This is a genomic window from Pseudomonas oplopanacis (assembly GCF_057128725.1).
The window spans coordinates 386,977-411,185 of the sequence record NZ_JBSKHV010000001.1; the positions used below are offsets into that span (position 1 = coordinate 386,977).

Genomic DNA, 24,209 nt, shown 5'->3' on the forward strand with positions numbered 1-24,209 from the left:
TCACCGCGCCGGGAATTTCCTTCATGAGCCAGTCACCCTTCGTCAGCCCTGACCTGATCCGCCAGCGCTTCTCCAAAGCGATGTCCGACATGTACCGCGAAGAAGTGCCGCTGTACGGCGCACTCATGGAGTTGGTGGAGCAGACCAACCAATACGTACTGGACAACGACCCGCAGATCGCCCGTCAGTTGAACAGCACTGGCGAAATCGAACGGCTGGACCTGGAGCGTCACGGTGCAATCCGCGTCGGCACTGCCGCAGAACTGGCCACCCTCGCCCGTTTGTTCGCCGTGATGGGCATGCAACCGGTGGGTTATTACGATCTGACCCCGGCCGGTGTGCCGGTGCATTCCACGGCGTTTCGCGCGGTGCATGAAGACGCCTTGCAGGTCAGCCCTTTCCGCGTATTCACCTCGCTGCTGCGCCTGGAACTGATCGAAGACCTGGGACTGCGCGCCTTCGCCCAGTCGGTGCTGGACAAGCGCCAGATCTTTACCCCGACAGCGCTGACCCTGATCGAACGTGCGGAAACCGAGGGCGGCCTGACCGAACAAGAAGCGCAGCAGTTCGTCGAACAGGCGCTGGAAACCTTCCGCTGGCACCACAGCGCCACCGTCACCGCCGAGCAATACCAGAAACTCAGCAATCAGCATCGCCTGATCGCCGACGTCGTGGCCTTCAAAGGCCCGCACATCAACCACCTGACCCCGCGCACGCTGGACATCGACATCGTCCAGGCGCAGATGCCCGCCCACGGCATCACCCCTAAAGCGGTCGTCGAAGGCCCACCCCGTCGGCAGTGCCCGATCCTGTTGCGCCAGACCAGTTTCAAGGCGCTGGATGAGCCGGTTGCGTTCACCGATCAAGCGCAAACCCGTGGCAGTCACAGCGCGCGCTTCGGCGAAATCGAGCAACGTGGCGCCGCGCTGACACCCAAGGGACGGGCGTTGTACGACCGTTTGCTCAACGCCGCTCGGGACGAGTTGAAAGACTTCCCCAATGAAGGCAATGCCGCACGCTACAACGCGCTGATGACGCAGCACTTTGGCGAATTCCCTGACACGTACGAAGGCATGCGCCGACAGGAACTGGCGTACTTTCGCTACTTCGTGACGGAAAAAGGCCTGGCGGCGAAGGAGCTGGAATCGTTGTCGCTGGAGGATTTGCTTGACGGCGGGTATCTGCGGGTCGAACCGCTGGTGTATGAGGATTTTCTGCCGGTGAGTGCGGCGGGGATTTTCCAGTCGAACCTGGGGGACGCGGCGCAAACCCACTATGGCGTGCATTCGAATCAGCAAGCGTTTGAACAGGCGCTGGGACGACAGACGATTGATGAGCTGGGGTTGTATGCCGAGACGCAGCGGCGCTCGGTTGAAGAGTGCTATGCCACGTTGGGGCATGCGATCTGAGAGACACCCCCATGTAGCAGCTGGCGCGCCTGCGCCAGCTGCTACAGGTTTAGCGGAGCTTCGCCAACAATGCTTCGGCGCCGGCCTGCGATGACGCCGGGTTCTGACCAGTGATCAGCAACCCGTCCTCAACCACATAGCTCGCCCAGTCATCACCCTTGGAATAAATCCCGCCCTTCTCCTTCAGCATGTCTTCCACCAGAAACGGCACGACCTTTGTCAGTTGCACCGCTTCTTCCTCCGAGTTGGTAAACCCGGTCACGCGCTTGCCTTTTACCAACGGCTGGCCATCCGCGCCTTTGACGTGACGCAACACACCCGGCGCATGACAGACCGCTGCGACCGGTTTGCCGGCCTTGATAAACGCCTCGATCAGCGCAATCGAATAACTGTCTTCGGCCAAATCCCACAGCGGACCATGACCACCGGGATAAAACACGGCGTCGTAATCTTCCGGTCTAACCGTGTTCAACACCGCCGTAGACGCCAGCGCCGACTGGGCTGCGGAATCTTTGCGGAAACGATGGGTGGCTTCGGTTTGAAAGTCAGGCTCATCGCTTTTCGGGTCCAGCGGCGGTTGGCCACCCTTGGGCGAAGCCAGGGTCAGTTGTGCACCGGCGTCCTTGAAGGCGAAATACGGAGCGGCGAATTCTTCCAGCCAGAAGCCGGTTTTCTTGCCGGTATCACCCAATTGATCGTGGGACGTTAAAACCATCAGGATTTTCATGTCGTTCTCACTCCGTTTCAGGGTTGTTCGGACGCTCGACGGCGCTGTGTTTATGGACCCTGCGGCCGGTCCATTCGTTGCACCGGATGTCAGGTGCCGTTGACGGGTGGCGCAAGGCCGTTATGCGCAAGAAGTTGCGCACTCATCCTTCAGAAATGTCCTGCCTTGCTGCTGATCGCCCGGCCTGCCAGGCCTTCCAGCCGAGTGCGCAAGAAGTTGCGCAGTGGTGTGCAAGTTCTTGCGCACATTCCTCTGGGCTTCGGGATGAAAATCTTTTTCTTCGTTATAAAACAGGCTCAACCCACTGATTTATATAACGTTAACCGTTTGTGGCACGGACCTTGATAACAGTCAGGCACCCACCGGGCGATACACGCCTCCCGGGCACCCTCAATTTTCAGCAAGGAGCACACCCATGGCTACACCAGCGTACATGTCCGTCACTGGCGAAAAACAAGGTCTGATCACCGCCGGCGCGTTCACCGCCGATTCGGTTGGCAACACCTACCAGGAAGGCCACGAAGACCAGGTCATGGTTCAGGCTTTCAGCCATGACGTGATCATCCCGCGTGACCCGCAATCCGGCCAGCCAACTGGTCAGCGCGTTCACAAGCCAGTGGTTATCACCAAGGTCTACGACAAAGCCTCGCCACTGCTGCAAGCCGCTCTGACTTCCGGCGAGCGCATGAGCGAAATCGTTATCCAGTGGTACCGCACTTCGGCTCAAGGTACCCAAGAGCACTACTACACCACCAAACTGGAAGACGCCATCATCGTCGCCATCAACAACAAAATGCACAACTGCCAGGACCCGTCGAACTCGCACTTCACGCACCTGGAAGAAGTGCAGTTCACCTACCGCAAAATCACCTGGACCCACGAAGTATCCGGTACTTCGGGTTCCGATGACTGGCGTCAGCCGGTCGCCTAAATCAGGCCGACCGTCTCAAGCATCGGCCAGCTCTGCTGGTCGATGTTGTTTTCGCCCTTCCAGAATTTTTGCGTCTGCCGAGGCCTTTTCGGCCATTGGCGCACGCCGCAGCACTGCACGAGGAACAAGGGATGTTCGCGCCGGCCAATCAGACTCACTTTGCCCTGACCATTGAAGGTCTATCCAGCGATTTGCAGGTGCTGTCCTTGCAAGGTCGGGAGGCGATCAGCCAACCGTTCGTGTTTGAGGTGGAGCTGGTCAGTGAACAGCCGTCCCTGGACCTCGAAACCCTGCTGCACAAACCGGCCTTCCTGCAGCTCTCGCCGGACGGCAGCGGCATTCACGGCCAGATCTACCGCGCCGCCCAGGGTGATTCCGGCAAACGCCTGACCCGCTACGCGGTGACCCTGCGTCCGCAACTGTCCTACCTCGCGCACCGCATCAACCAACGCATCTTCCAGAACCTCAGCGTGCCGAAAATCATCGGCAAGGTCCTCGAAGAGCACGGTATCCAGAGCAACGCCTACGAATTCAAAGTCGGGGCGATTTATCCTGAGCGCATCTACTGCGTTCAATACGATGAATCGGACCTGCAGTTCATCCAGCGCCTGTGCGAGGAAGAAGGTATCCATTACCACTTCCAGCACAGCGCCACGGCCCACAAACTGGTGTTCGGCGATGACCAGACGGTGTTCCCGAAACTCGCACCCGTGGCCTACCAGCAAGACTCCGGCATGGTCGCCAACGACCCGGTGATCAAGCGCTTCGACCTGCGCCTGGAAACCCGCACCAGCCGCACCACCCGCCGCGACTACGACTTCGAAAAACCGCGCATCACCCTCGAAAGCGAAAACCGTGGCGACGCCCTGCCCGACCTCGAAGACTACGACTACCCCGGTCGCTTCCTCGACCGCGAACGCGGCAAGCACCTGGCCAAACGCGCCCTCGAACGTCACCGCAGCGACTTCCAGCTCGCCGAAGGCAAAAGCGATCAGCCGATACTGGTCAGCGGTCATTTCCTGGCCCTGACCCAACACCCGAAAGCCAAATGGAACGACCTGTGGCTGCTCACCGAAATCCTCCACGAAGGCAAACAGCCGCAAGTGCTGGAAGAATCGGTCACCAGCCACACGACCAACCTTAAGGGCGATTTCCACCAGGGATACCGCAACCGCTTCCAGGCCACCCCGTGGGACGTGCCGAATCGCCCGCCACTGCAGCATCCCAAGCCACGAATCCTCGGCAGCCAAAGCGCCGTGGTCACCGGCCCGAAAGGTGAAGAGATCCACTGCGACGAATACGGTCGCGTCAAAGTGCAATTCCACTGGGACCGCGAAGGCCAGGCCGATGACAAGACCAGTTGCTGGCTGCGCGTCTCTTCCGCCTGGGCCGGCGCCCACTACGGCGGCATCGCCATCCCGCGCATCGGCATGGAAGTGCTCGTCACCTTCCTCGAAGGCGACCCCGACCAACCGCTGATCAGCGGCTGCCTGTACCACAAGGAAAACGTCGTCCCGTATCCGCTCCCGGCGAACAAGACCCGCAGCACCTTCAAGACCCTGAGCTCCCCCGGTGGCGGCGGTTTCAACGAACTGCGCATCGAAGACAAAAAGGGCCAGGAACAAATCTTCCTGCACGCCCAGCGCGACTGGGACGAAAACGTCGAGCACGACCAGAAAATCCGCGTCGGCAACGAACGCCACGACACCGTCGAGCAAAACAGCTACAGCGAATTCAAAGCCGAAGAACACCACACGGTGTACGCCGACCGCAAAGTCGAAGCACGCGCCAATGACCACCTGACCGTCGGCGCAAACCAGCACATCAAGATTGGCACCGGGCAATTCATCGAAGCCGGCCAGGAAATCCACCTGAGCAGCGGCATGAAAGTCGTGCTCGAAGCCGGGAGCGAACTGACGCTCAAGGGTGGCGGCAGCTTCATCAAGATCGATGCCAGCGGCGTGACCCTGAGCGGGCCGGTGATCAACATGAACTCCGGGGGGAGTCCAGGCAGCGGGACCGGGGCTGCGCCGTTGATGCCGGGTGTGTTGAAACAGGCTGATGCTGACAAGGCGGGTGCGGTGCTGACTCCGGCTCAGGTCAACACGCTCAAACGTAATGCGCCGTTTTGTGAAGAGTGTGAAAAATGCAAGGCAGGTGTTTGTGCGAGCTGATCTTTTGACTCCTCAGGCGTGGTTGGCTGAACGACCGTTGCAGACCAATGAACGTCTTTATTTGATCGTCAGCGCCGCCAGCGACGCCGATGCGCTCAAGACGCTTTATCAGAATGAACCGACAACCCAGGCCACCCCAATCTGGGGCGGAACTCCCTACGCGGGCTGGCAACAGGTCATGCCCTACCTCGTCGAGCTGAAACCCAACTCCGGTTTTCTACCGTGGATTGCCGAAACGGACGCTCAGGACTGGGGTTGGCTGGCGGTTTCAACCAGCACACCCGAGGTGGTGTTCGAACACCTTCGCAGCCTGACCCAAGTGCGCATGCCCGATGGGACTGAGGTGTTTTTTCGGTTCTGGGATGGGCGGCATATCTACCCGATTCTGGAAGGGTTAGGCGATGCGGCGGGTGAAGTGCTGCCGGTGTTTGAGCGGTATCTGATTAATGGGAAGCGGCTGGAGGTTGGGCCGAGGGCGGTGCCGAAGGCGAAGGATTGGCCTTGGTGGGAAGTGCCGAAGGGGTTGCTGGATGGCCTGGCCAAGAAGAATCCGTCAACGCTGGTCGGCAACCTGATGCAGTGGCTGGAGACGGAACGACCAGACATCTACACCGCTTATCCCGAGAGCAACCTGAAGCTGAAAATCGCACGTTTCGTGCGCCGGCCCGATGCTCCGAAAAACCTGAATGAAGCACTGTTAAACCACCTGATTCTGGAGCAAGGCTGATGGATCGCGTTGCCTTTATTGATGACCAACTGGCCACCTTCAAGGACAGTCTGAAGCTTTATCGTGAACTGACCGAAAGCAATTTCGCCCAGTGGGTGGATAAAGGTCCTCAGTTCTTTGACAGACCAGCCTTATTTGGAATGAACAGGACCGTTAAGCTCGGTAGTGCAAGCGCGACAGTCAGCACCGGCGATAACGAGTTTTCGTCTACTGTCGCGGAGTGTCCGGCAAACCGCTTGCTATTGATCGAAAGCAAATTCGTATCACTTCATGACGTTCCGGTTGGCAATATCACTGTCGAAGTAACCCCGGTAGACGGTGGTGAGGCCGTTCCTGTCTTGCTGAATGACGAAGGTAAAGGCGTTTACAAAGGGACACCGGGGAAAAAATATTACGTTCGCGTCCAGAGCAAGGTTACAAAAGAACAGGTCACCGCACTTTTCGACTCCTACGACGGTTTGACCCAGCAACTGCAAACATGGCTGGAAGCTGAGTGGAGAAACTATAGGCCGCTATGGCCCACCCAGACCTTATCGACAACTTACCTTGCGCAGCTCAATGGCTCTGCCATTGGTACATGGGAAGCCATCAAAGGCGCGTTTGATGGCTTGAAACGCATATTCGAGATTCTGAAGGACCCTCAAAAATATGCAGAAGAGCTGGGTCAAAGTGCCACTGACCTGATCAAACTCGCGAAAGAAACACCGGCGGCCATGGAAAGGCTCATGCTGCTGGCGAGTGATCAGGCGGCCTTATTTTTACTGCTGAAAACTGCAGCTATCTGGCTTATTGAGTTACCGCCTAGCGTAGTTGCGGGTGAGTTCTCTAAGCAGGCTTCCAGCATTCTGGTAACCATTCTCATCGACCTCGTGCTGGCCCTGGTGCTGACGTATGCGGTTGCAGGCTCAGGTATTGCCTATTTGGGCGTGCGCCTGGCGAACTACGGCGCAAGAATTCTTGAAGCTGTAACCGGCTTCATCAAGTCCGTCTTCAATATCCTGAAAGCCTTTATGGAGGCTATCGATAAATACAAGAAGGTGGCCGCCCGTTCAGCGGTTGGGGCCTTTGAAAAAGGCAAGGTCAAGATTGGTTGGGGCAGGCAGGACCACGCTAAAGTACATACCTCGGAACATTTGGACGACAACTCCAAGCAATCAACCAACCACGATGACAAAAATGTCGCGTGCACCCGTGAAACCTGCGTAAACGGCTGCCCGGTTTCGATGGTCACCGGCGAAGAGTTACTCACACTCACCGATGGTCAACTCAATGGCCTCCTTCCATTTGAATGGACTCGACTTTATCGCACCAGTGCTGCGGAAATCGATTGCGGCTTGGGCTATGGCTGGAGCCATGCACTCGCGCAGCGAGTGGAGATAAACAACGACGAGGTTGTCTGGACGGATCATGAAAACCGCGTAACGACCTTTCCCCTCCCGAGCGAACAACGCCCAGCCATCACCAATAGCTTGTCCAAAGCGGCTATTTACATTGGTGACGATCCATCTGAACTGATTCTGTCCCAGGCTGGCGATCAAACGCTGTTCTACCACTTCCGCTACAACATCAAGGGCGCCACGCTAATTGCTGTCAGCGGCAAATACGGCAACCGCCTGCACATCACTCGTGACATTCATGGGCGTATCAAGCGTGTGGATAACGGTTCCGGTCGTGCCTTGCTGTTGCGTTACGACCGCAAACATATAGTTGGCATCGATTACCAGCAGTTCAGCCCGGCAGACAATCTGGAAGATGCATGGAGCACCATCCAGACATTAGTTAGTTATCGCTATGACGAACAACATCACTTGGTTGAAGCGAAGAATGCCGCCGGTGAGAGCGAGCGATACGCCTACGATGAAAAGCACGTCATTCTTGAACGACAACTGGCCGGTGGTGCCAGCTTCTTCTGGGAGTGGGAAAACGAAGGAAAATCGTCACGCTGCATCCATCACTGGGCGAACTTTTCGCAGATGGACGCCCGTTACGTCTGGGATGACAAAGGTAGCGTCACCGTTACCAATGCCGACGGCAGTGAGGAAATCTACACCCACGACGATCAAGCCCGACTGATCAGCAAAGTCGAGCCGGACGGTGCCGAACATCTCAAAGCATACGACGACAAAGGTCGGTTGATTGCCGAGAAAGACCCACTGGGAGCGATCACAGAGTTTCAGTACGACGAAGCAGGACGCCTGGAAGCAGTCATTCCGCCAGAAGACGCGCCGACCCAATACGAATACAGCAACGGTTTTGTAACACTCGTCCGGCGTGACGAATCAATCTGGAGATACCAGCGAAATATCCAAGGTGACATCACCCAACAAACAGATCCTGACGGTAACGTCACTCAGTACAGCTACGACGGACAAGGCCGTTTGCTGCAGATCCGTCACCCCGACGGCAGTCGCCATAATTTGGGCTGGAACAATCTGGGCGAGTTGATCGAAGAGCAACTGCCGGACGGCGGTCAGCGCAAGTATCGCTACGACGCACTGGGCAGACAGATCACCCGCCAGGACGAAAGAGGCGTCACACAATACCAATGGGATGCTGCCAACCGCCTGGCACAAATCACCCTACCAGGCGGCGCCACTCGCGCGTTTACCTACAATCCGTACGGTCGTGTAACCGCTGAACGCGATGAGTTGGGTCGCATCACCCGTTATGAGTATGCCGATGGACTGCACCTGGTCAGCCGCCGTATCAACCCGGACGGTAGCCAACTGCGCTATCGCTATGACAACCCGCGTCTGTTGCTCAGCGACATCGAAAACGAACGCGGCGAGCTGTATCACCTTGACTACTACGCAAATGGTCTGATCCAGCAGGAAACCGGCTTCGACGGTCGGCGTACTGCTTACGAATATGACCTTAACGGCCAACTGCTGAAGAAAACTGAATTAGGCGACGACGACAGCGAGCTAGTCACTGAGTACCAACGCGACTCGGCTGGTCGCCTGCTGGTAAAAACCCTGCCTGACGGTGAAGAGATTCACTACAGCTACGACGCTCACGGCAACCTCGTGAACGTCGACGACGGCAACTGGCCCCTCGCCTACGAGTACGACCTGCAAAACCGCCTCGTCACCGAACACCAAGGTTGGGGCACGCTGCGCTATGAGTACGACAAACAAGGAAACCTGAGCCACTGCCGCCTTCCCGACGGCAGCAAACTCGACTACCGCCACCAACCTGGTGGCCGTCTGAGCAGCATCGACCTCAACGGTTCGCGCCTGACGACTCACCAATTCAGTGCCGGCCGCGAACAACAACGCCAACAAGGCCTGCTCCTCAGCCAATATCAATACGACGACCAAGGCCGATTGCAGGCGCATACCGTCAGCCAACAAGAGCGAAACCTGTTCCGCCGCCGCTATGCCTACAACGCGAATGGCAACCTTGCCAGCATCGACGACAGCCGCAAAGGTAAGCTCGATTACCACTATGATCCGCTCGACCGCCTGATCAACGTCCGTGGCACCACCCCGGAAAGCTTCGCCCACGACCCGGCGGGCAACCTGCTAGGCCAAGGTGATCAGCAAGCCGCAAACCTGGCCAACGTCAAAGGTAACCGCCTGTTGATGCAGGGCGACCGTCACTATGACTACGACGCTCACGGCAATCTGAGCCGCGAGCGCCGCGGCACCGGGCAGAAACTCGTTACCGAGTATCGCTACGACTGCCAGCATCGCCTTATCGGCGCCAGCCTGCCCGGCGGCAGCATCGCTAGTTACAAGTACGACGCCTTCGGCCGCCGTATCGCCAAGACCGTCGATGGTCAAACCACCGAGTTTATGTGGCAAGGCGAACGCCTGATTGCGGAAAGCGCCGACAATCGCTATCGCACTTACGTCTACGAACCAGGCAGCTTCCGCCCATTGGCCATGCTCGATGGCGAAGGCCCGCTGAAAGCGACGCCGTTCTACTATCAACTCGACCACTTGGGCACTCCTCAAGAACTCACCGACTATAGCGGTGAGATCATGTGGTCAGCGAAATACCGGGCGTATGGCAACCTTGCCAGCCTCGACATCGCCGAAATCGACAATCCGTTGCGTTTTCAAGGTCAGTACTTCGACGCCGAGACGGGTTTACACTACAACCGGCATCGCTACTACAATCCGGGGACCGGGCGGTTTCTGACGCCTGATCCGATCAAGCTTGCGGGTGGGTTGAATAACTACCAGTACGTTTCGAACCCTACAGGGTGGGTTGATCCATTAGGGTTGAACGAATGCCCGGGCGGGGATGGGTGTAAGCCTGGAAAATCTGTGGGATTTTTAGATAAACCAGCAGATTCTAATGGTTCACTAAACATAGGTGCAGGAACCAACCCGCTTGAAGGCTACTATAATATGGACATAGATCCTAAGGCTCCGGGAGTGCATGCCGGTGATGCGACCGAATTAGCGGGTGTCAAACCGGGTTCTCAAAGCCACATAAATATTGACAACCCTTATGGATACGACCCTTTGAATCCAAAAATTCTTGAAGCCCTATCTCCGGATGGGCAAATAACCATGACAGGAAGCTCAAAGTCCAATGGTTACTTGAAAAAAGCCATCAAAAAGATAGAGCTACTTGGCTTCAAAGTCGTTACAAGGGACAAAGTATCCCCAGCAGGATTCAAGACCATAGGTGGTGAAAACATTGCCTCAAGTGAACTCGACAGAATCGTAATAGAAAGAGCAAAATAAAAATGAACATAATTCTTGATGTATCTGAAGCATTTGGTGCGATCGACTATGATAATGCAGGCGGACTAACAAGTTACATAGACATAAAACCAACAACAAATTTTCATGAAAAACTATCTTTTAGACTTCTTAATTTCGTCCTAAACCTGATCGACGAACCCGTAACAGATGCTATCAGCAAACAAGCACCACCTGCATTCACGAAGAAATTTACAGAGGATGGCTTACTTATTGTAAAGTGCGCCACCATTACGTTCGAACAACTAAAAAGCTACGAATCACTACTTTCCTTGATTGATGAGAAAAACAAAAGAATACTTCATAATTCGTGGGGAGAAGATTTGTGCGACGGAGATAAAATCTACGATATTGGTGGTAGACTAACGTCCAACCCTGATTTACTTTTAAATTTATCTATCGTTTCGCCGCGAAAAATCACAGTTACATTCTCACTAGAAGATTGTATTTACACTGAAAATTATGCCAATTTCAGACATGAAGTAAAAATATTGAACACCAAGATGGAAACCATAAAAAACACATTCACCGGAAAACTGTTTGATATCAACCTCAGCAACTCTCACATGCCCAGCAATTGGGATGGCGGGTATCGAACATACATACAAAATAAAAAGAATAATTAAAGGGCAAAATAAAGGGGACGGATTTATTTTTAGCGAACGAAAATAAATCCGTCCCCTTTTCAGGAGGAGAAAATAATGCAAGACTCTAACAAAAAAATCATGATACCCGGAGAATCTGCTCTAGAAGCATTAGCAGAGATAGAATTCATCCTAATATCTCTACACAAAATGGGCAGCTATTATAGCGACAAACCTTTAGTAGACTACCAACGCGTGACAACCGAATTTATAGACAACGAAAAAATCACACAAAAGCTTGCCAAGGTGCGACGAATACTAAGCGAGGGATTCGATAATACACTTGGTCCTGATGAAATGGACGACATAGAAAGAGACATGGAAAACATTGAGTTCTGGAAACCCTAACCAGATCAACGAACCGAATTCGGAAACGCTCATCTGGCTCATGGGCGGATCGGATCAAGTGTTCAGCACTTATGCGGACAAAGAGAGGAGACATATTTATTTTTCATACGAATTCAGCAATTGATTTAGCTAAGACCAAAAAAGGGGACGGATTTATTTTCACGGATTTTTTAATCCTAAAATAGGTTTACACCTGTTCCCCCCACCCATCGCCCGACCGCAACGGCACGACCACGCAGCCACAAAATACTGAGCCTGCAGTAATCTCGCAAAACGCAATATTACCCACACTGGCCAACTGATGAACATCAAACACGTCCTGCTCATAATTTCAACGACACTTCCCACGTCGGTACTTGCTGAGAACGCAGAGTTTGGATTCGTTAAAAGCAGTCCGGACGGAAAGTCTTATTTATATACAACTCAGGAAATTTCTAGCAACAAATCCATTTCAGTACAGTTCCCTAAACCCAACGGAGCCGTCGCTTGCTGCAAATCAACAAAATCAAATGGGGAAAAACAGCAACCAGGTGATGTAAGCGATTTGCTCAACGAAGCCGACATGCACATCTACGGGCTCGACATTCAATACAAGGAGCCTTTTATCGGTATAGCCGTGGTGGGTAAAAATGTAAGCGAACACGGTGTGTCAGCGGTGGAAGCCAAGGGACAAGCAACAATAATCAGCACATGCTTAAGCCAAGAAGGCGTTCATCTTTACTCAAGAAAAAATGGACGCTTGAATGGTCATTTGTATTTAAGTCTCGGGTACGACGTAGAGCCAACCTATCAATCTTGCGAAACGGAACGTCAAAGCTCCGTACCGACAGACGTCTCCCGCTACATCAAAAGTAGAGACAACTGTGACTCTCTGCGTGGCGATATTCCTGAGCCGGACCCTGCCGACCCGAGGAATCTCGATCGTGTCATCAGCGATATAAACAAATATTGCAAAGGTACCGATCAGCAGCTGAAGCAGTTGAAGGAGAAATACTCCGGAAACAAAAGCGTTGAAACGCTGCTCTCGACTTACGAAGAAAATATTGAAGCGGATATGAGTTTTTAGATTCGCTCATCAAGGACGACAGTTGTGACATCTGAAAGCATTTCCCCTCAGGCCTGGTTATCCGAGTGCCCGCTGCAAACGGGCGAACACCTGTATCTGATCGTCAGCGCCGCCAGCGATGCCGATGCGCTCAAGACGCTTTATCAGAATGAGCCAACAACTCAGGCCACCCCAATCTGGGGCGGAACCCCCTACGCGGGCTGGCAACAGGTCATGCCCTACCTTGTCGAGCTGAAACCCAACTCCGGTTTTCTACCGTGGATTGCCGAAACAGACGCGCAGGACTGGGGTTGGCTGGCGGTTTCAACCAGCGCACCGGAGATGGTGTTCGAACACCTTCGCAGCCTGACCCAAGTGCGCATGCCTGATGGGACTGAGGTGTTTTTTCGGTTCTGGGATGGGCGGCATATTTTTCCGATTCTGGAAGGGCTCGGCGATGCGGCGGGGGAAGTGCTGCCGGTGTTTGATCGGTATCTGATTAATGGGAAGCGGTTGGAGGTTGGGCCGAGGGTGGTGCCGAAGGCGAAGAATTGGCCTTGGTGGGAGGTGCCGAAGGGGTTGCTCGATGGCCTCACAACGAAAAACCCATCCACCGTGATCGGCAACATGATGCAGTGGCTGAAGGAGGATCACGCCGAGCTGTATTTCTCGGTCCCAGAATCCAACCTGCAGCAAAAAGTGGCGCGCTTTGTAAAACGCACCCCACTCACGGAAGAAAACTACACAGGGCTGCTGAAGTCCTACTTGGAAAATGAGGTGACCGTATGAGCATTTTAATGGGTTCCATTGTCGGGAACCTCACAGCAAAACAACCAGACGCTCAGGTCATCATCAGTGATTTCAAGAAGTGTATTGCTGACTACCGCAGCCATGCCGAAGCCTGGTATGGCGGTGCCTTGGATGCGGAACAACAATTTCAGGTCGGGGACGAAGTCGGTACTCAGGACAAAGACAGCAAAGAGCAAGTCGACCTTTACGCAAACTGCCCAGCCAATGGCAAGCTCAAACTGGTACACAGTTTCGAGTCTGCGCGCTTTGTCCCTATCGGTAATACACCGGTTCGATTGGCACCTGTGGCCGATGGCAAGCTGTTCGGTAAAAATGAAATAGGTCAGGCGATCACCGCAACGATTGGTCCTAGTGGGATTCTTGAAGTTGCGAATCTCACACCGAACCAACAATACAAAATCACGTTTTTCCCCAACCCTACCCCAGCGCAGATCGACACGCTGTTCAATTCCTATCAGGGCGTTATCGGCGATCTGAGCGGCTGGCTACAAACCCAGTGGACCACCGACTTTTTGCCGTTGTGGCAGGAACATAACAACGCGTCCATGGCTGGCCGTGTCATGCAAGACCTGGAAGCCGAGTGGAAAGGCTTTATGAAAGCGATCATGGGTTTGTGGGGCGATATCAAAAGCCTCTACGACCTGGTTGCGCATCCTCGGGAGAATTATGAAAAGCTCAAGAAGTTCTTCACCGAGGAAGAAATCAAGCGCATCTACAACGCCTCGGCGGAAGCGATTCATACCGCCCTGTTGATCGCCAGTGACGAGCCATTGATGTGGATCTACATGGCCGCAATCGTGGCGTGGGTCAAAATGCTGCCTCCGCAGACCTGCACGGAAGTGCTGTCTCAACTGACCACCGAAGTCCTGCTGAACATTCTGGTCGGCGTTGTAATGACCGGTGGTCTCGGCTTGGCAGTACGTGTCGGCACCAAGGCGCTGAAAGCCACGCAAAACAGTGGCAAGGTGCTGAAACTGATCGAAGACTTCACCGGCATGCTGATGAAAACCAGCGGCAAGAACGCTGCGGTCCACACTGAAGCTGCCAGGCCGTTACTGCTCAACGGCAATTCAGCGGTCAATCAGGCACGCAAAGCAAGCGTCGAAATTGCTGCCCCCAAACCCGCAACCACGGCCACAGCGCCGAACAAAAAGCCAAAGGTTACAGGCGGCAAGGTGGAGACCGACGCGCAGATCCATGCACGCGGAAAGAAAGACAACACCACTCGTATCGAACAAAAAGAGCCTGTCGACAACGCTCCCGACCAATCGAAAACCCCCGCTGACAAACCCGCACAATGCACAAAAAAAACATGTACCGACCGCGACCCTGTGTCGATGGTAACCGGTGAGGAATTGCTGACGCTCACCGATGGTGAACTCGGTGGTCTCTTGCCGCTGGAATGGACGCGTCTTTATCGCAGCAGTGCGGTCGAAATCGACAGTCGTCTCGGCTATGGCTGGAGCCATTCACTGTCCCATCGCCTGAAACTGGACGATGAAGGCGTGCTGTGGACTGACAATGAAAACCGTCAGACCCGCTTCCCGATGCCGACCGAACAACGTCCGGCGATCACCAACAGCCTGGCCGAAGCGGCGATTTATCTTGGTGACGCCCCAGGTGAACTGATCCTGACTCAAGCCGGCCCAAAAACACGGTTTTACCACTTCCGTGCCGGGCGTCTGAATACCATCAGTGATGCCTACGAAAACCAGTTGCACATCAGCTATGACTTGGTTGGGCGCATTCAGCGCATCGACAACGGTGCTGGCCGTGCCTTGTTACTGCGCTATGACGATCGCCATATCTCGGCAGTCGACTACCAGCAGCAACGTGCCGAGTACGATGATCGCGGTGGGCGCCAGGATCCATGGCAAACCGTGCAAACCCTGGTCACCTATCACTACAACGAACGCAATCAACTCGTCAGTGCCACCAACGCTGCCGGTGAGCGCGAGCACTATCGCTACAACGATCAGCACGTCATTCTCGAACGTCAACTGGCGGGTGGCGCCAGCTTCTACTGGGATTGGGAACGCGAAGGCAAATTGGCGCGCTGTGTCCGCCACTGGGCCAGTTATTCGCAACTGGAAGCGCGTTATGTGTGGGACGACAAGGGCACGGTGAGCGTGCTTAACGCCGATGGCAGCGAGCAGGTTTACGTGCATGACGAAAATGCGCGACTTATCAACGAGACCGCCCCCGACGGAGCGCAAACGCAAAGAGCGTATGACGACGAAGGTCGCCTGATCGCTGAAAAGGACGCGCTGGGCGCCGTCACCGAATACCAATACAACGACGCCGGACGTTTGATTGCGGTTGTCCCACCAGAAGATGAACCGACTCGCTACAACTACTTCGATGGCCAACTCATCGATGTGCAACGCGGCAGAGCTCGCTGGAAGTACGAGCGCAACCGTCAAGGCGATATCACCCAGCAAACAGACCCCCACGGTAACGAAACTCACTACAGCTACGACCGTCAGGGTCGCCTGCTGGAAATCCGTCATCCTGACGGCAGCCGTCACCAACTGGGCTGGAACAACCTCGGTCAATTGCTGGAAGAACGCCTGCCCGACGGCGGCCAGCGCAAGTATCGCTACGACGCACTGGGTCGGCAGATTACTCGCCAGGAAGAAACCGGCGCGATCACCCACTATCAATGGGATGCCGTCAGCCGCCTGACGCAAGTCACCCTGCCCGGCGGCGCCAGCCGTGCGTTCACTTACAACCCATACGGTCGCGTCACCGCAGAGCGCGATGAGCTGGGCCGCGTGACGCGTTACGAATACGCCGATGGTCTGCACCTGGTCAGCCGCCGGATCAATCCGGACGGCAGCCAGTTGCGTTATCGCTACGACAACTCGAGATTGCTGCTGACAGAGATCGAGAACGAACGCGGCGAGCACTACCACCTCGACTACCACGCCAACGGCCTGATCCAGCAGGAAACCGGTTTCGACGGGCGCCGCACCGCCTATGAATACGACCTCAACGGCCAACTGCTGAAGAAAACCGAGTTCGGCGACGATGGCAGTGAACTTGTCACTGAATATCAGCGCGACGCTGCTGGCCGCTTACTGGTCAAAACCCTGGCCAATGGCGAGGAAATCCATTACAGCTATGACGCCCTTGGCCGTCTGGTCAACGTCGACGACGGCAACTGGCCGCTGGCGTATGAATACGATCTGCAAGACCGCTTGATCACCGAACACCAAGGCTGGGGCACCCTGCGCTACGAGTACGACAGCGTTGGACAGCTCAGCCACTGCCGCCTCCCGGACGGCAGCAAGCTCGATTATCGCCATCAGCGCGGCGGCCAACTGAGCAGCATCGACCTCAACGGCTCACGCCTGACCACGCATCAGTTCAGCGCCGGTCAGGAACTTCAGCGCCAGCAAGGCCTGCTGCTCAGCCAATACCAGTACGACGAACAAGGCCGTCTGCAAGCACACAGCGTCAGTCAAAAAGATCGAAACCTGTTCCGCCGCCGCTACGCTTACGACGCCAACGGCAACCTCGCCGGCATCGACGACAGCCGCAAAGGCCATCGCAGCTACCACTACGACCCACTCGACCGGCTGATCAATGTCCGTGGCAGCACCCCGGAAAGCTTCGCCCACGACCCTGCGGGCAACTTGCTGGGCCAAGGCGACCAAGCCAGCGCAAACCTGGCCAACGTCAAAGGCAACCGCCTGCTGATGCAGGGCGACCGCCACTACGACTACGACGCCTACGGCAACCTGACCCGCGAACGTCGCGGCACCGGGCAGAAACTCGTCACTGAATACCGCTATGACTGCCAGCACCGTTTGATTGGTGTCAGCCTCCCGGGGGGTAGCGTCGCGTCCTATAAATACGACGCGTTCGGCCGACGCATCAAAAAAATCGTCGACGGCAGCACCACCGAATTTTTGTGGCAAGGTGAACGCCTGATCGCCGAAAGCGCTGACAACCGTTATCGCACTTACGTTTATGAACCGGGTAGTTTCCGTCCGCTGGTGATGCTGGATGGCGAAGGTCCACTGAAGGCGACGCCGTTTTACTATCAGCTCGATCATCTGGGTACGCCGCAGGAGCTCACGGACTACAGCGGCGAGATCATGTGGTCGGCGAAATATCGCGCTTATGGCAATCTCGTTGCACTCGATGTCGCCGAAATTGACAACCCGTTGCGGTTTCAGGGGCAGTACTTCGATGCGGAGACGGGCTTACACTACAACCGCCATCGCTACTACAATCCGGGGACCGGGCGGTTTCTGACGCCGGATCCGATCAAGCTTGCGGGTGGGTTGAATAACTACCAGTACGTGACTAACCCTACTGGGTGGGTGGATCCACTAGGTCATAGTGAGTGTCCAGGTGGAAAAGATGGTAATTCTGGATCATCGAAGAAGCCTGAGGACGCAGCTAAGGTAGAAGATGGAACACCGCCTCCGCCGATTGCGGACAGAAAATTTAAGCCAGGAGAAGACACACGTCACTTTGAGAAGCATGGCGAGGAAATTGGGCAAAGTCTAGGCGACGACAAATACACTCTTGAGCAATATGTAGCTGATGCCAACTCGGTCATTCGCAATGGAACATTTGCTCCAGAACTGAACGCTTTTGTCGCAATCCCGGGAGGAGTAGGCAGTGCAAAAGGATTACTTGTTGGCGTCGACAGGGTAACGGGGGAAATTACTACAATGCACCTAAAACCCATCTCATTTTTTGAAACCAAAGCACCAAGCTTAGGATGGAAGGCGCAGCCTAAATCAGTCAAGACCGATACGATGGGACCAGATCCACATATCGGATGGAAATCTCCTTATGGTTTAACACCAACAAAGTGACGAATATGATTGTAAAAAATATCAAGTGGATATCCAAAACTGCGGAAGAGGCAGAGGTTGAAATAAGCGATGGGGAATTTACTTGCATCGCTTTTTCCCAACCATGCAATGCAAATATTGGAGACACAATTAAAGAACCGCTGCATGTTTTTTCAATTAAAAATGCGATGCTCTGCGAGGGCGATACGGCCTTAGGAATTTTCGGTAACGAAGGAACAGGACTATCAAGAAAAGTCATCGCTAGAGTGGTAGATGTTTCGGAACAATTAATTGCAGTCGGAAGAATAAATTTAACCATCGAGGACTATTTACCTGGAGGGATAAGAGCTGGAGATTTAATCGAATTCGATTGCGCACGAATTGATCTTTGGTAAAAAGCGCAACTCAAAAAAACCCTACCGCCCCTAATTCCAGCCCTATCAGAAAGAAAACAAAGAAAACAAAGGGAACAAAGGCGAACAAAGGCGAACAAAGGGGACGGATTTCCCAAAGGCTCATTTAAAAAGCTCACAACCAAGAAAACCAAATGGACAAAAAAATAATTGCACTCGGTGGAATAATCACACTTGATGATCTATCACACCTCAATCAGTCTCTTGACACATCAGTGATTATCGATAACCTAAAAGAGGACCTATTTCAAGCCATCTTCCGTCAGAATCAAATTCTCGATATAGGCTGGCATCCCGAATTCTGTCAAAACGGCACCTTTATAGTTTCTCTAATTAAAGCATACGACTGGGAGCACCCTATTTTCAGCGATAAAGCAAAGAACTGGGGAGAGCTCCACGAAGTAATCTCCATTGCTTTGGAGAAGCTGGAAACGTGATATCAACAAAACAACATGAAAAATCTGAAAAATCTGAGAAGCAAAGAGAAGCAAAGAGAAGCAAAGGGGACAGATTTATTTTCGACGTTACAACCGGCATCGCTACTACAATCCGGGGACTGGGCGGTACCTGACGCCGGACCCGATAAAGCTTGCGGGTGGGTTGAATAACTACCAGTACGTGCCTAACCCTACGGGGTGGGTGGATCCGATAGGTTTAAGCTGCCTTGAAGATAAAAAAATGGTATTAGTAAAAAGGCAGATGACACAAGTAGTTCCAAGGTAGCGAACGGTGACGTTGAACCACCTAAGGGTTATCAAAGTACTCTTACGAAAAAAGCAGCATTTAGACAGGCAAAAGAAATTCGAGGCATACCTCGCTCCCAGCAGCAATCAAGAACATTCAAGGAAAAACTAACCGACTAAGAAGGCTATGTACTGGGTCGTGTTTATGAGTTTCAGCTAGCGAATGGCAAGACTGCAACAATACGAGACCACTCGCTTGGCCATGTAAAAGGAAATGAAGGTCCTCATTTCAATACTGAGGTTACCGGAACAAAAGGAACAAAGGCGCCGCTTGCGGCTGGAGAAGATTCACACACATACTTTAAAAAAGACTAACTATGAATTCGTTATATATTTGTGAATCAGGAATAAAATTATGGGAGCAACCTGCGCGCACTACCGCTCCCGACTTCACGACCTTTTCAATACTTGATAAATCTATTTCCGACATTTGGACGAATTGGCAGAAGCTGGCAGAAGCTTTACTCCTTAATTGGCCAATAACAATGAAATGGCGAACGACAGGCCACTCTCTTGAGCAATACAAGGTTCAAGAGTTACTCCTACGAAAAGAAATATCCAAAGACCTAAACTCGGCGGACATAATCAAAAAAAATGAAAAGACCAAAATTTATTCATACATACAACACATAAATATAGGAGACACCCGATTCAACCCCAACGAGCTAACACAGTACCGAAACACAATTTTACTGTTGAATAAATCAGAACCCAACATAGAGAAAACCTGGGAAAAACTCAGCGTTACTGACAAGGGGGTATCATCCGACCACCTAGCCAACTTCCTATGTAATGAACGCGAGTCGATTATTGGTCGATTCATAGAAAATGACACATATTCAGTTACACAAATAATTTGCTCTGTAGAACACAGATCCAGCATCGAAATCTTGTTAAAAAATATAAACCTCCGACAAATATCTGCCGCTGAAATACCTAAAGCCATTGAGAACTTATAAAAAAATACACTTATTAGCCGGTTACTTTTTTACTAGTTCAGCGTCATAACCACAGACTGCTGCTCAGCAAAACAAACGAAAAAAGGGGACGGATTTATCTTCACAAGAGAAAATAAATCCGTCCCCTTTTTCCCAAACGGGAACTACTTTAGAGTATATGACCCCTCGCTTCCAGGCAAAAGGAAGTAACGCATTTTAATAAAGGGCCATAAAATGAAAACTATCTCCGTCCCGTTGAGCTCCGAAGCAATGGAACGCTTAGATCTAGATGAGTGCTTGCTTGGTGACCTTGAGGAACTTCAATTACCAGAAGAGCACTACGCAAAATTATTGCAATCTGGAGTAATTGAAAAAATAAACTCATCACTAGGAAAACTTATAGATGAAAACGAAGACGAAAGCATTCAAGGCAACATCGAACTAACCACATCTCTAAATATTTTAACAAACGCTTACGAACACACTGAATTTGAGATATTAGAAAAAATTATAACCCTGAACAAACTAGCATTAAAAAGCAAGACCGGGCTGTTTTTTTACTTCTAAGTCAAACAAAATAAAGGGGACGGATTTATTTTTAGCGAACGAAAATAAATCCGTCCCCTTTTCAATTTCACGCAAAAAAATAAATCCGTCCCCTTTTCATTTATTACGCTAGATAAAGATGGAACCATTACTCTCCTACTACCGGGAACGGCACCATGAATTTCAGATCTGCAAGCTTGGCCATCAACCCGAGCGAAATTGGCTATAGAAGTCTTGGCTTTGGAGAGAACCCTGGGCTTGAAACAACGGAATATGAATTAACCATAAGCCTTAAAGAGCTAACAGAAGATTTTTTAAAAAGTGCGAACTCCTTCATTCACCAATGCAAAATCGATGATACCCAACAAGGATACGCGGACAATGAAAACCTAAAAGAAGCCAACTACGCAAGCTTCAAGCAGCTTATTGAACACGAACCGAACCTCGCCGCCAACCTTATTAACGATTATCTATATTTCGACTTACTGGACTCATTATTTCCAAATTCTAAAAACCTAAAATTAGTAGTCAACAGCATAAAAAATGTTGTTATACAGGAAGAGCAAATTATTATTGAAGGCGAGACATTTCCTTTCAAAAAACCGTGAACAAACTCATCAAACCCAAAGAATTGCAAAGAAGATAGGGGGAGATTTATTTTCAACGAAAGAAAAATAAACCCGTCCCCTTTTTTCGGGAGAGTCCGGGGGCACGGACTTGAAGATGCTCATGGAGAGCACCCACATATCAATATAAAAAGAGACGACGGCACAAAAGTTGTTATCAACATCACCGGAGAGTGACATGAATACGGATGAAAAAATAATCAGCTGGATAGAGGCCGGAAAACAGGTGGGATGCAGAGGAAAGCGAGATGCTCAAAATGACGTTCTTTGGCTTTCGACTGCAATACAAAAATACGAAGAAAAATACAAAACATACGTAAGCGAAATTTTTGATTCAAAAATTGCAATGGAAGAGTATTTAAACGAGGAAACCAGAGTTTTTTCGACTTGCAAAGAAGCTCTAGATTACCTGCGACTGGAGTCTAAACTTGAGGTTAGCGAGCTAGCTCCATGCAAAGGCCAGACGATCTTCAATCCAAAATTTTCGTACTGAAGAAAACAATTAACAATAACGACGGCCCGTTCTGTACCGAGTCGCTTTGCTATTAACTTGACCACTTGAACACGCCACAAAAACTCGCCAAGTGAAAAAGGGGACTGAACAAGGGGACGCCCATCAACTGGTATCAACCCCCTTTTTTTCAGCGTATCGACAACGGCCCGGTCGCTCCTTGTTTCTGCGTTATGACGACTGCCGCATCTAAGACAAACAAAGGGGACAGATTTATTTTTACGAAGGAAAATAAATCTGTCTCCTTTTCGCTTTTCGATCAATGTACGACAGTATGAAAGCACTAAAACGGGCAAACCCCAGTATAAAAGACTTCTTCTACTCCAAAGAGTAATTATGAAATTCTGGAACGATATTGACGGCATCACTTTTTTAACCAGGTTTTCACGACACCCATAGCGATCGGCACCATTGACCTTTTCGCTTTAAATATTGATAACAGCAGACCAACGATAATAATGGTGTTTGATATATAGGAACTCCCTGACGCACCTCCAGCAAAATGGAAAAAGACCAACTTCAATACGTGTCGAATTGGATTAAATTGTGGCGACATCAAAAACGTTTTCAACACAAAGGCACAAAGGGGACCACAAAGGGGACGGATTTATTTTCAACGAAAGAAAATAAATCCGTCCCCTTTCCATCATCAGCCACGTCTTCACCATCCTCCCCAACATCGATACCGAAACCCTGCTAAGCCACGCCTGCGAAACCCTCGCCTCCCTCAACGTCCTCACCACCGACCTGGCCTGCAAACTCGAAGGCTCACACCGCAGCCTCGCGCTATCAATCCAGCAGCTGGCGGTAGTGGGTGAATTGTTGGTAAACCGTGCGCTGGACAATCTCGACCCTCCTGGCGATGCCTCCGAAACCCCACACAGCACCCAATCTTGAGAGTAGGAGGCCCAACCATGGCTCGATACATGCCCATCACCGGCATCGATTGCCTGATCCCACACGGCGGCCTACCGAATCCGCAGCGTCACCCAACTGGTGGAAACTCTATCCTTGGGTGATTCGCTCAACGGCGACAACGCGCTACTTCAGGACTTCGCCCGCGTAATTGCAATTCCACTGCGCGACGGCTGCGACTTGCTGGACGTTATTGGCAGACCCTTACAAAAACAAACCCCATAAAAAAAACGGGCGATCATACGATCGCCCGTTTTTATATATTCATTGTCATCAATTGAAAAAGAAGGTGTCCGCCCAGTGCTATGGCCTCGGCATTCCATGCACTGGTAAAGAGCCGTGACACTGGGCGAACGGGGGCATTTTAATAGAAGTTTTCGGATATGTCCGCTAAGCGAACATGAAATTTGTAAACACAATGTTTAACAAAATGTCGGTTGCAATACTATGTAAACCGCCACCAAAACTCACCACCTAGAACATTAAAACTGATTGTTCTTGTACAAAAAACTTATACAAGAACAATCATTTTATAGAATCAATACTCAGCTTTTAGGGGCGTGAGTATGCACTTGCAGGATGTCTGTGTAGGTGACGACAACGGTTTGACCGACTTTCAGGTCTTTGAGTTTGGCTTGAACTTCCGGTCTTACGATGTCAACCGTTTTGGATTTACCCTTCGGACCTTCGAAGGTCACCTGGTTTTTCTTCAGGTCGATGTGGGTGATTTTCAGCTGAACTTCAACCTGGCGGTAAGCTTCACCAGCCGGTTTGGCGGCACCTGGCGCTGCGCGAACGTCGCCCGTGCGTTCGGCGGAACCTGGCAGGGCCTTCGAGACGTCGGTATCGAGGTAGGCCGCTTCGGCGTGAACGACTTTGATATCGACTTGATCGCCGGCTTTCAGGTTGCCAAGGTTTTTCGCCTTGTCGGTCAGTTGGACAGAAACTTCTTTACCGTCAGGCCCTTTGAGCACGACTTGATGGTTTGCGGCGTCGACCGAGACGACGGTGGCGGTGGTCTGATCCTCTAACACGACGCCAGCCAGCGGGATATCGGCAGCCATGGCGCCGAGGCTGACAGCGGACAGCAGGGTAGCGAGGGAGATGGCTTTGGTCAGTGCGTGGAGTTTCATAGGCGATACATTCCTTGGTAATAAAGGGCAGCAGACC

General features: G+C 52.3%; 18 protein-coding genes and 3 pseudogenes. 19 read left to right on the forward strand and 2 right to left on the reverse strand.

From position 1 onward, the window contains the following. The first annotated feature begins 23 nt into the window (after window positions 1-23). Complete coding sequence (gene hglS / locus ACWKV5_RS01895) at window positions 24-1,409, forward strand: 2-oxoadipate dioxygenase/decarboxylase HglS (RefSeq protein ID WP_483839916.1); 1,386 nt, start codon at window positions 24-26, stop codon at window positions 1,407-1,409. Window positions 1,410-1,458: 49 nt separating this feature from the next. Here the strand turns inward: hglS and ACWKV5_RS01900 are convergent, their stop codons facing one another. Continuing rightward, window positions 1,459-2,136 carry a type 1 glutamine amidotransferase domain-containing protein gene (locus ACWKV5_RS01900; RefSeq protein WP_483839917.1) on the reverse strand — a complete coding sequence of 226 codons (678 nt, stop codon included), beginning with the start codon at window positions 2,134-2,136 and terminating at the stop codon, window positions 1,459-1,461. A gap of 415 nt (window positions 2,137-2,551) precedes the next feature. On the opposite strand from ACWKV5_RS01900, the gene ACWKV5_RS01905 reads away from it, so the two are divergent. From ACWKV5_RS01905 to ACWKV5_RS01990, 18 genes and pseudogenes are all read left to right on the forward strand, one after another. Next, window positions 2,552-3,067 carry an Hcp family type VI secretion system effector gene (locus tag ACWKV5_RS01905; protein WP_054051032.1) on the forward strand — a complete coding sequence of 172 codons (516 nt, stop codon included), beginning with the start codon at window positions 2,552-2,554 and terminating at the stop codon, window positions 3,065-3,067. 131 nt (window positions 3,068-3,198) lie between these two features. After that, window positions 3,199-5,241 carry a type VI secretion system Vgr family protein gene (locus ACWKV5_RS01910; protein ID WP_483839918.1) on the forward strand — a complete coding sequence of 681 codons (2,043 nt, stop codon included), beginning with the start codon at window positions 3,199-3,201 and terminating at the stop codon, window positions 5,239-5,241. Then, window positions 5,186-5,968, forward strand: a complete 783-nt coding sequence (locus ACWKV5_RS01915) for a DUF4123 domain-containing protein (protein ID WP_483839919.1) — start codon at window positions 5,186-5,188, stop codon at window positions 5,966-5,968. The genes ACWKV5_RS01910 and ACWKV5_RS01915 overlap by 56 nt, the downstream gene beginning before the upstream one ends. Further along, window positions 5,968-10,668 (forward strand): RHS repeat-associated core domain-containing protein, encoded by a 4,701-nt coding sequence (locus ACWKV5_RS01920; RefSeq protein WP_483839920.1) that lies wholly within the window; start codon window positions 5,968-5,970, stop codon window positions 10,666-10,668. Before ACWKV5_RS01915 ends, ACWKV5_RS01920 begins: the two co-directional genes overlap by 1 nt. 2 nt (window positions 10,669-10,670) lie before the next feature. Then, window positions 10,671-11,312, forward strand: a complete 642-nt coding sequence (locus tag ACWKV5_RS01925; RefSeq protein ID WP_483839921.1) for a hypothetical protein — start codon at window positions 10,671-10,673, stop codon at window positions 11,310-11,312. Window positions 11,313-11,387: 75 nt separating this feature from the next. Continuing rightward, window positions 11,388-11,678 (forward strand): hypothetical protein, encoded by a 291-nt coding sequence (locus ACWKV5_RS01930; protein ID WP_483839922.1) that lies wholly within the window; start codon window positions 11,388-11,390, stop codon window positions 11,676-11,678. Window positions 11,679-11,979: 301 nt separating this feature from the next. Next, a complete protein-coding gene (locus ACWKV5_RS01935) occupies window positions 11,980-12,744 on the forward strand; it encodes a hypothetical protein (RefSeq protein WP_483839923.1) in 765 nt (254 codons plus the stop codon). A 24-nt stretch (window positions 12,745-12,768) separates the two neighbouring features. After that, complete coding sequence (locus ACWKV5_RS01940) at window positions 12,769-13,512, forward strand: DUF4123 domain-containing protein (RefSeq protein WP_483839924.1); 744 nt, start codon at window positions 12,769-12,771, stop codon at window positions 13,510-13,512. Further along, entirely contained in the window at window positions 13,509-18,368 is a 4,860-nt protein-coding gene (locus tag ACWKV5_RS01945; RefSeq protein ID WP_483839925.1) for an RHS repeat-associated core domain-containing protein, read from the forward strand. The genes ACWKV5_RS01940 and ACWKV5_RS01945 overlap by 4 nt, the downstream gene beginning before the upstream one ends. Window positions 18,369-18,373: 5 nt before the next feature. After that, window positions 18,374-18,742, forward strand: a complete 369-nt coding sequence (locus ACWKV5_RS01950; RefSeq protein WP_483839926.1) for a hypothetical protein — start codon at window positions 18,374-18,376, stop codon at window positions 18,740-18,742. 152 nt (window positions 18,743-18,894) lie between these two features. After that, window positions 18,895-19,197: a hypothetical protein gene (locus ACWKV5_RS01955; RefSeq protein WP_483839927.1), complete on the forward strand. Its 303-nt coding sequence runs from the start codon at window positions 18,895-18,897 to the stop codon at window positions 19,195-19,197. 88 nt (window positions 19,198-19,285) lie between these two features. Continuing rightward, window positions 19,286-19,420, forward strand: a pseudogene (locus ACWKV5_RS01960) (RHS repeat-associated core domain-containing protein); the annotation flags it as partial. Between the two features lie 215 nt (window positions 19,421-19,635). Next, complete coding sequence (locus tag ACWKV5_RS01965) at window positions 19,636-19,818, forward strand: HNH/endonuclease VII fold putative polymorphic toxin (RefSeq protein ID WP_483840312.1); 183 nt, start codon at window positions 19,636-19,638, stop codon at window positions 19,816-19,818. An 857-nt stretch (window positions 19,819-20,675) separates the two neighbouring features. Beyond that, window positions 20,676-21,008 carry a hypothetical protein gene (locus tag ACWKV5_RS01970; protein WP_483839928.1) on the forward strand — a complete coding sequence of 111 codons (333 nt, stop codon included), beginning with the start codon at window positions 20,676-20,678 and terminating at the stop codon, window positions 21,006-21,008. A 155-nt stretch (window positions 21,009-21,163) separates the two neighbouring features. Beyond that, window positions 21,164-21,595 (forward strand): hypothetical protein, encoded by a 432-nt coding sequence (locus ACWKV5_RS01975; RefSeq protein WP_483839929.1) that lies wholly within the window; start codon window positions 21,164-21,166, stop codon window positions 21,593-21,595. Between the two features lie 196 nt (window positions 21,596-21,791). After that, the gene (locus ACWKV5_RS01980) at window positions 21,792-22,106 is read left to right on the forward strand and encodes a hypothetical protein (RefSeq protein ID WP_483839930.1); all 315 of its coding nucleotides are present in this window, start codon (window positions 21,792-21,794) and stop codon (window positions 22,104-22,106) included. Window positions 22,107-22,772: 666 nt separating this feature from the next. Further along, window positions 22,773-23,021, forward strand: a pseudogene (locus ACWKV5_RS01985) (DUF6124 family protein); the annotation flags it as partial. Between the two features lie 17 nt (window positions 23,022-23,038). Continuing rightward, window positions 23,039-23,264, forward strand: a pseudogene (locus ACWKV5_RS01990) (hypothetical protein). Window positions 23,265-23,584: 320 nt separating this feature from the next. Here ACWKV5_RS01990 and ACWKV5_RS01995 read toward each other — a convergent pair. Beyond that, the gene (locus ACWKV5_RS01995) at window positions 23,585-24,172 is read right to left on the reverse strand and encodes a hypothetical protein (RefSeq protein WP_483839931.1); all 588 of its coding nucleotides are present in this window, start codon (window positions 24,170-24,172) and stop codon (window positions 23,585-23,587) included. Between the last annotated feature and the right edge of the window lie 37 nt (window positions 24,173-24,209).